Consider the following 7,586-nt stretch of genomic DNA (forward strand, 5'->3'; position numbering starts at 1 on the left):
GAAGGTGGCCCGTGGTTCGACAATCGCCGGAAGCAACCGGCCGACAAGACGGTGTCAGGCGGTGGCTGTCGAACCTTTTTGCTGCCAGTCGGTCGCGTTGGACTCCATGGCTTCCTGGATTGCGCGCTTGCGACGCTCTTCGGCCTGACGGGTGAAGTACCAGGCGAAGAAGGTGAACAGCGACACGGTCAGCAGGATCAGGCTGGCAACGGCGTTGATCTCCGGCTTCACGCCCAGGCGCACGGCGGAGAACACTTCCATCGGCAGGGTGGTGGAGCCAGGACCGGACACGAAGCTGGCCAGTACCAGGTCGTCCAGCGACAGGGCGAAGGACATCATGCCGCCCGCTGCCAGCGACGGCGCGATCATCGGGATGGTGATCAGCATGAACACTTTCCAGGGCTTGGCGCCCAGGTCCATGGCCGCTTCCTCGATCGACAGGTCCAGCTCACGCAGACGCGCCGACACCACCACCGCCACGTAGGACGAGCAGAAGCTGGTGTGGGCGATCCAGATGGTCACGATGCCGCGCTCCTGCGGCCAGCCGATCAGCTGGGCCATGGCGACGAACAGCAGCAGCAGCGACAGACCGGTGATCACCTCGGGCATGACCAGCGGCGCGGTGACCATGCCGCCGAACAGCGTACGGCCACGGAAGCGCGGGATGCGGGTCAGCACGAAGGCGGCCAGGGTGCCCAGTGCCACGGAGGAGAACGCGGTGTAGACGGCGATCTCCAGCGAGCGGAACACCGAACCGATCAGTTGCTGGTTGTCGAGCAGGCCGACGTACCACTTGACCGACCAGCCACCCCAAACGGTCACCAGCTTGGAGCCGTTGAAGGAGTAGATGACCAGGATGATCATCGGCACGTAGATGAAGAGCAGGCCCAACACCAGCATGATGTTGGAGAACGACCAACGCTTGTTCATACCTTGCCCTCCAGCTCTTTCGCCTGGTTCTTGTTGAACAGGATGATGGGCACGATCAGGATCGCCAGCATCACCACGGCGAGGGCGGAAGCCACCGGCCAGTCACGGTTGTTGAAGAATTCCTGCCACAGCACCTTGCCGATCATCAGCGTCTCGGGGCCGCCGAGCAGTTCCGGGATCACGAACTCGCCCACCGCCGGGATGAACACCAGCATGCAGCCGGCGATGATGCCGTTCTTGGACAGCGGCACGGTGATCTTCCAGAAGCTGGTGAAGTTACGCGCACCCAGGTCGGACGCGGCTTCCAGCAGGCTCATGTCGTGCTTCACCAGGTTGGCGTAGAGCGGCATGACCATGAAGGGCAAGTAGGAGTAGACGATACCGATGTACACCGCGAAGTTGGTGTTGAGGATCGTCAGCGGCTCGTTGATCACCCCCAGCCACATCAGGAAGCCATTGAGCAGCCCGTTGTTGGAGAGGATGCCCATCCAGGCGTACACGCGGATCAGGATCGCCGTCCAGGTCGGCATCATGATCAGCAGCAGCAGGACGGTCTGCATTTCCTTGCTGGCGCGGGCGATGGCGTAGGCCATCGGGTAGCCGATCAGCAGGCAGAGCAGGGTACTGATCGCTGCCATCTTCAGCGAACCGAGGTAGGCGTCGATGTACAGCGGGTCGTCCGTCAGCATCAGGTAGTTGCCGAGGTTCATCACCACCTGCAACGTCTGGTCGGCGTACTGGAATACCTCGGTGTACGGCGGAATGGCCACGTCCGCGGCCGCCAGGCTGATCTTCAGCACGATGGCGAAGGGCAGCAGGAAGAACAGGAACAGCCAGAAGAACGGTATGCCGATGACGGCATGCCGCCCCCGGGGCATACGTTTCAGTATCGATGCGCCAATGTTCATGCTTGCAGTACCACGCCGCTGTCGTCATACCAGCTGATGTACACGGACTGGTCCCAGGTCGGGCGAGCCACGTGACGCTCGGCGTTGGCCATGAAGGCCTGTACGACCATGCCGGAGGCGAGCTTGATGTAGTAGACCGAGTGACCGCCCAGATAGGCGATGTCATAAACGGTGCCCTGGGCCCAGTTGCAGCCTTCGTGCTCCAGGTTCTCGGGCTTCTGCGCGCTGACCATGACCTTTTCCGGGCGCAGCGCGTAGGTGATGCGCTTGTTCTCGGCACGGGTACTGATGCCGTGGCCGATGTAGATCGGGTTTTCCAGCTGCGGGCAGGCGATCACCGCATGGTCCTGCACGTCTTCCACGATCTCGCCATCGAACAGGTTGACGTTGCCGATGAACTCGCAGACCAGACGGCTGGCCGGGGTCTCGTAGATGTCCATCGGGCTGCCGATCTGCTCGATGCAACCCAGGTGCATGATGGCGATGCGCTGGGCCATGGTCATGGCCTCTTCCTGGTCGTGGGTCACCATCACGCAGGTCACGCCCACGCGCTCGATGATCTCAACCAGTTCCAGCTGCATCTGCGAGCGCAGCTTCTTGTCCAGGGCGCCCATGGGCTCGTCGAGCAGCAGCAGCTTAGGACGCTTGGCCAGCGAGCGGGCCAGGGCCACGCGCTGACGCTGACCGCCGGAGAGCTGGTGCGGCTTGCGCTTGGCGTACTGGGTCATCTGCACGAGCTTGAGCATCTCGTCGACGATCTTGTCGATCTCGTCCTTGGGCAGGCCATCCTGCTTCAGGCCGAAGGCGATGTTCTGCGCCACGCTCATGTGGGGGAACAGCGCATAGGACTGGAACATCATGTTGATCGGCCGCTCATAGGGCGGCAGGTCGGTAATGTCCTGGCCATCGAGGAGGATGCGACCTTCAGTGGGACGCTCGAAACCGGCCAGCATGCGCAGCAGGGTCGACTTGCCCGACCCCGAACCACCGAGCAGGGCGAAGATCTCGCCCTTCTTGATTTCCAGGGACACGCTGTCCACAGCCAACGTTTCGTCGAACTGCTTGCTGACCCGGTCGATTTTTACCAGAACCTCTTTCGGTTTCTGGTCGCCACTGAGGGCTTTCTTGTAGGCACCGGAGGCTATTGCCATTACCACAACTCCCAAATCATAGAGGCCCGACCCCCGCGGCCGGGCATGCTTGGCATTACTAAGGGCTGGCGCAGTTTACGTGCGCCGGGAGGCCATTTAAGGACCTCCGCGACGCTCCGTGCCCGCGCGGACGGATTCGCAGGAATCCGCCTTACTTGCCCGACTTGATCTTGGTCCAGGACCGGGTCATGAGGCGCAGGATCTTCGGCGGCAGCTCATGCTGCACGAAGAGCTTGTCGAGAACCTCCTGAGGGGGATAGACCTCGGGATTGTTGCGCACTGACTCATCCATGAATTCGCCAGCCTTGGGGTTCGGGTTGGCGTAACCGACGTAATCGCTGACCTTGGCGATCACTTCGGGCTTGAGCAGGTAGTTGATGAACGTATGGGCGGCCTTGGGGTTGGAGGCATCCTTCGGAATGGCGAGGATGTCGAACCACAGGTTGGCGCCTTCCTTGGGAATGGCGTAGGCGATGTTCACGCCCTTGCCGGCTTCCTTGGCGCGGTTGGCGGCCTGGAATACGTCACCGGAGAAACCGGCCGCAACGCAGATGTTGCCGTTGGCCAGGTCGGAAATGTACTTGGACGAATGGAAGTAGGTGACGTACGGGCGCACCGCCATCAGCTTCTCTTCCACCTTCTTGTAGTCGTCCGGGTTGGTGCTGTTGGGGTCCAGCCCCATGTACTTGAGCACAGCCGGCATCATCTCGTCGCCCGAATCGAGGAAGGCGACGCCGCACTGGCTGAGCTTCTTCATGTTCTCGGGCTCGAACAGGATGGCCCACGAATCGATCTTGTCGACACCCAGAACGGCCTTGACCTTGTCGACGTTGTAGCCGATGCCGTTGGTGCCCCACAGGTACGGCACGCCGTACTGGTTGCCCGGGTCGTTCGCCTCGAGCTGCTTCATCAGGTGCGGATCGAGGTTCGACCAGTTCGGCAGCTGGCTCTTGTCCAGCTTCTGGAACGCGCCGGCCTTGATCTGGCGACCGAGGAAGTGGTTGGACGGCACGACCACGTCATAGCCGGTGCGGCCGGCCAGCAGTTTGCCTTCCAGGGTCTCGTTGGAGTCGAAGACGTCGTACACCGGCTTGATACCGGTTTCCTTCTCGAAATCGGCCAGGGTGGTCTCGCCGATGTAGTCCGACCAGTTGTAGATATGGACGGTCTGCCCCGCCTGGGCCATCGAGGTCAGGCCAAGTACGGAGACTGCGGCGATCAGGGTTCTGCGGAAGGGAATGCGCACACGTTAGTCCTCTCGTTGTTTCGACTTCTTCTGTCGGTTGGCGGCGACGGCCGTTCCGTGGATAGCGCCAAAGCCTTCAGGTGCGCGAGAGCGCCTCGACTTGCGCAGCCATTCCACTGATGGAAGCTACGGATTTCCTGCCGGGAGAACGGGGGAGCGAACTCCCCCGCTACCTACCCGGTACCTCGGCCGGCACGCGAGCGCGCCGGCGACTACCCGATTACTTGCCGGACTTGATGGTGGTCCAGCTGCGGGTCATTGCACGCTGGGTCTTCGCCGGCAGGTCCGGGAAGGCGTACAGCTTTTTCATCACGTCTTCCGGCGGGTAGATACCCGGGTCGTTACGGATGGCTTCGCTCACCAGCGGGGTCGCAGCGGCGTTGCCGTTCGGGTAGGACACGGTGTCGGAGATCTCCGCCATGATCTGCGGCTCAAGAATGAAGTTGACCCACTTCAGAGCGGCTTCCGGGTTCTCGGAATCCTTCGGGATGGCGATGGTGTCGAAGAATGCACCGGCGCCTTCCTTCGGAATCTTGTAGCTGACGTTCACGCCGTTCTTGGCTTCCACGGCGCGGGACTTGGCCTGGTAGACGTCCCCGGAGTAGCCGATGGCCACGCAGATGTTGCCGTTGGCCAGGTCGGAGATGTACTTCGAGGAGTGGAAGTAGGAGATGTACGGACGGATCTTCAGGAACAGCGCTTCAGCTTCCTTCAGCTCTTTCGGATCCTGGCTGTCCGACTTGTAGCCCAGGTAGTGCAGGGCGGCCGGCAGCATTTCGGTCGGCGAGTCGAGGAAGCTCACGCCGCAGCCTTTCAGCTTCTGGATGTTTTCCGGCTTGAACACCAGGTCCCAGGAATCGACCGGAGCGTTGTCGCCCAGGGCGGCCTTGACCTTGTCCGGGTTGTAGCCGATGCCGATGGTGCCCCACATGTACGGGATGCCGTACTTGTTGCCCGGGTCGCTGACCTCCATGGTCTTCATGATGTCCGGGTTCAGGTTCTTCCAGTTCGGCAGCTTGGAGCGGTCCAGCGGCTGGTAGACGCCGGCCTTGATCTGCTTGGCGAAGAAGGAGTTGGACGGAACCACGATGTCGTAACCCGACTTGCCGGCCAGCAGCTTGGCTTCCAGCACCTCGTTGCTGTCGTAGACGTCGTAGACGACCTTGATCCCGGTTTCCTTGGTGAACTTGTCGACGGTGTCCGGTGCGATGTAGTCCGACCAGTTGTAAACGTGCAGCACTTTGTCGTCAGCCTGCGCCATACCGGCCACAGCGCCCGCCAGAGTCACAGCGAGCAGGGATTTGCCGAGGGTGTTGAACATGCGGGTAGCTCCGTTTGTTTTTTTGATGTTCCGGGTGGCGTGGTCAGTTCGACCGTCACCACCCGGTGAGCCTGGCCAACGCACAGGCGCAGTCTGTCAAAGGTCCGGTGAAAGACTCAAGACAGAACGGCTGCGGCGGTTTGATCGAGGCACTTGCGCGCCAAGGTAATCAGGTCGTCGATCTGCGATTTTTCGATCACCAGAGGCGGCGAAATGATCATAGTGTCTCCCACTGCGCGCATGATCAGGCCGTTGCGGAAGCAGTGGTCGCGGCACACCATCCCCACGCCCTTGTCGAACCGCTCACGGGTCTTCTTGTTCTTCACCAGTTCCAGTGCAGCCACCAGACCGACGCCGCGTGCTTCGCCTACCAGCGGATGGTCGGCCAGCTCCTGCCAGCGCTTTTGCAAATACGGTGCCGTTTCAGCCTTCACTCGCTCGACGATCTTCTCTTCCCGCAGGATACGGATGTTCTCCAGCGCGACAGCCGCCGCAACCGGGTGACCAGAGTAAGTGAAGCCGTGGTAGAACTCCCCACCCTCATTCAGGGTATGGACGATTTCGTCGCGAACGATCACACCGCCCATGGGGATGTAGCCCGAGGTCAGGCCCTTGGCGATCGGCATCAGGTCCGGGGCGTTGCCGTAGTACTGGCTGCCGAACCACTCGCCGGTACGGCCGAAGCCGCAGATCACTTCGTCGGCGATGAACAGGATGTCGTACTTGGCGAGGATCTCGCGGATCTTCGGCCAGTAGGTTTCCGGCGGAACGATCACGCCGCCCGCGCCCTGGATGGGCTCGGCGATGAAGGCGGCGACCTTGTCTTCGCCCACTTCCAGGATCTTCTTCTCCAGCTGCTCGGCAGCCCAGACGCCGAACTCTTCCGGCGACATGTCGCCACCCTCGCCGTACCAGTAAGGCTGCGGGATGTGCACGATGCCCGGAATCGGCAGGTCGCCCTGGCCGTGCAGCGCCTTCATGCCACCCAGGCTGACACCGGCGACGGTGGAGCCGTGGTAGCCGTTCCAGCGGCCGATGACCACTTTCTTCTGCGGCTGGCCCTTGATGGTCCAGTAGTGGCGGACCATGCGCAGCACGGTGTCGTTGGACTCCGAGCCGGAACCGGTGAAGAACACGTGGTTCATGCCTTCGGGGGCGATGTCGGCAATGGCCTTGGCCAGTTCCAGCGCCGGCGGGTGGGCGGTCTGGAAGAACAGGTTGTAGTAGGGCAGCTCCTGCATCTGCTTGTAGGCGGCTTCAGCAAGCTCTTTGCGACCGTAGCCAACGTTCACGCACCACAGGCCGGCCATGCCATCGAGGATCTTGTTGCCCTCGCTGTCCCACAGGTAGATACCTTCGGCCTTGGTGATGATGCGAGCACCCTTCTCGTTCAGTTGCTTGTAGTCGGTGAACGGAGCCAGGTGGTGTTCGCGGCTGAGCGCCTGCCAATGCTGGGTCTTGGCGCTGGTCTGGTTAGTCATCTTGATAAAACCTCTCTCTAAGTAACACGAGGCCCGGACGGGGTTCCGGGCCCCACGCCGATCAGACGGAAAGCAGGAGGAACTCGCGCTCCCAGGAGCTGATCACCCGCTTGAAGTTCTCGTGTTCGGCGCGCTTGACCGCGACGTAACCACGAATGAACTTGTCGCCCAGGTAGCTCTCCAGGGTCTTGCTGCCTTCCATGCGTTCCAGCGCCGCCTCGATGGTCAGCGGCAGACGCAGGTTACGCCGTTCGTAGCCACGGCCCTTGACCTGGGCACTGGGTTTGATGCCCTCGACCATGCCGATGTAGCCGCACAGCAGGCTGGCCGCCAGGGCCAGGTAAGGGTTGGCATCCGCGCCGGCCAGGCGGTTCTCCACGCGGCGGTTCTCCGGATTGGAGTCCGGCACGCGCAGGCCGACGGTGCGGTTCTCTTCGCCCCACTCCACGTTTACCGGCGCCGAGGTGTCGGGCAGGAAACGGCGGAACGAGTTGACGTTCGGGGCGAACAGCGGCAGGGCTTCGGGAATGAACTTCTGCAGACCGCCGA

At 61.9% G+C, this 7,586-nt stretch carries 6 protein-coding genes and 1 pseudogene; all 7 read right to left on the reverse strand.

The features are described from left to right. Positions 1–54: 54 nt before the first annotated feature. The gene (locus tag J5M67_RS16430) at positions 55–930 is read right to left on the reverse strand and encodes an ABC transporter permease subunit (RefSeq protein ID WP_207886406.1); all 876 of its coding nucleotides are present in this window, start codon (positions 928–930) and stop codon (positions 55–57) included. Then, positions 927–1,808, reverse strand: a complete 882-nt coding sequence (locus tag J5M67_RS16435; RefSeq protein ID WP_207886414.1) for an ABC transporter permease subunit — start codon at positions 1,806–1,808, stop codon at positions 927–929. Before J5M67_RS16435 ends, J5M67_RS16430 begins: the two co-directional genes overlap by 4 nt. Before the next feature lie 26 nt (positions 1,809–1,834). After that, the gene (locus tag J5M67_RS16440; protein WP_207886407.1) at positions 1,835–2,989 is read right to left on the reverse strand and encodes an ABC transporter ATP-binding protein; all 1,155 of its coding nucleotides are present in this window, start codon (positions 2,987–2,989) and stop codon (positions 1,835–1,837) included. A gap of 151 nt (positions 2,990–3,140) precedes the next feature. Beyond that, positions 3,141–4,175: a polyamine ABC transporter substrate-binding protein gene (locus J5M67_RS16445; RefSeq protein ID WP_243434711.1), complete on the reverse strand. Its 1,035-nt coding sequence runs from the start codon at positions 4,173–4,175 to the stop codon at positions 3,141–3,143. A gap of 280 nt (positions 4,176–4,455) precedes the next feature. Continuing rightward, positions 4,456–5,556: a polyamine ABC transporter substrate-binding protein gene (locus J5M67_RS16450; protein WP_207886409.1), complete on the reverse strand. Its 1,101-nt coding sequence runs from the start codon at positions 5,554–5,556 to the stop codon at positions 4,456–4,458. Positions 5,557–5,672: 116 nt separating this feature from the next. Further along, positions 5,673–7,037 (reverse strand): aspartate aminotransferase family protein, encoded by a 1,365-nt coding sequence (locus J5M67_RS16455; protein WP_207886410.1) that lies wholly within the window; start codon positions 7,035–7,037, stop codon positions 5,673–5,675. A gap of 61 nt (positions 7,038–7,098) precedes the next feature. Then, positions 7,099–7,586 (reverse strand): annotated as a pseudogene (locus tag J5M67_RS16460) (glutamine synthetase); the annotation flags it as partial.

The sequence above is a fragment of the Pseudomonas sp. 30_B genome, from assembly GCF_017491605.1.
Taxonomy (GTDB): Bacteria; Pseudomonadota; Gammaproteobacteria; order Pseudomonadales; family Pseudomonadaceae; genus Pseudomonas.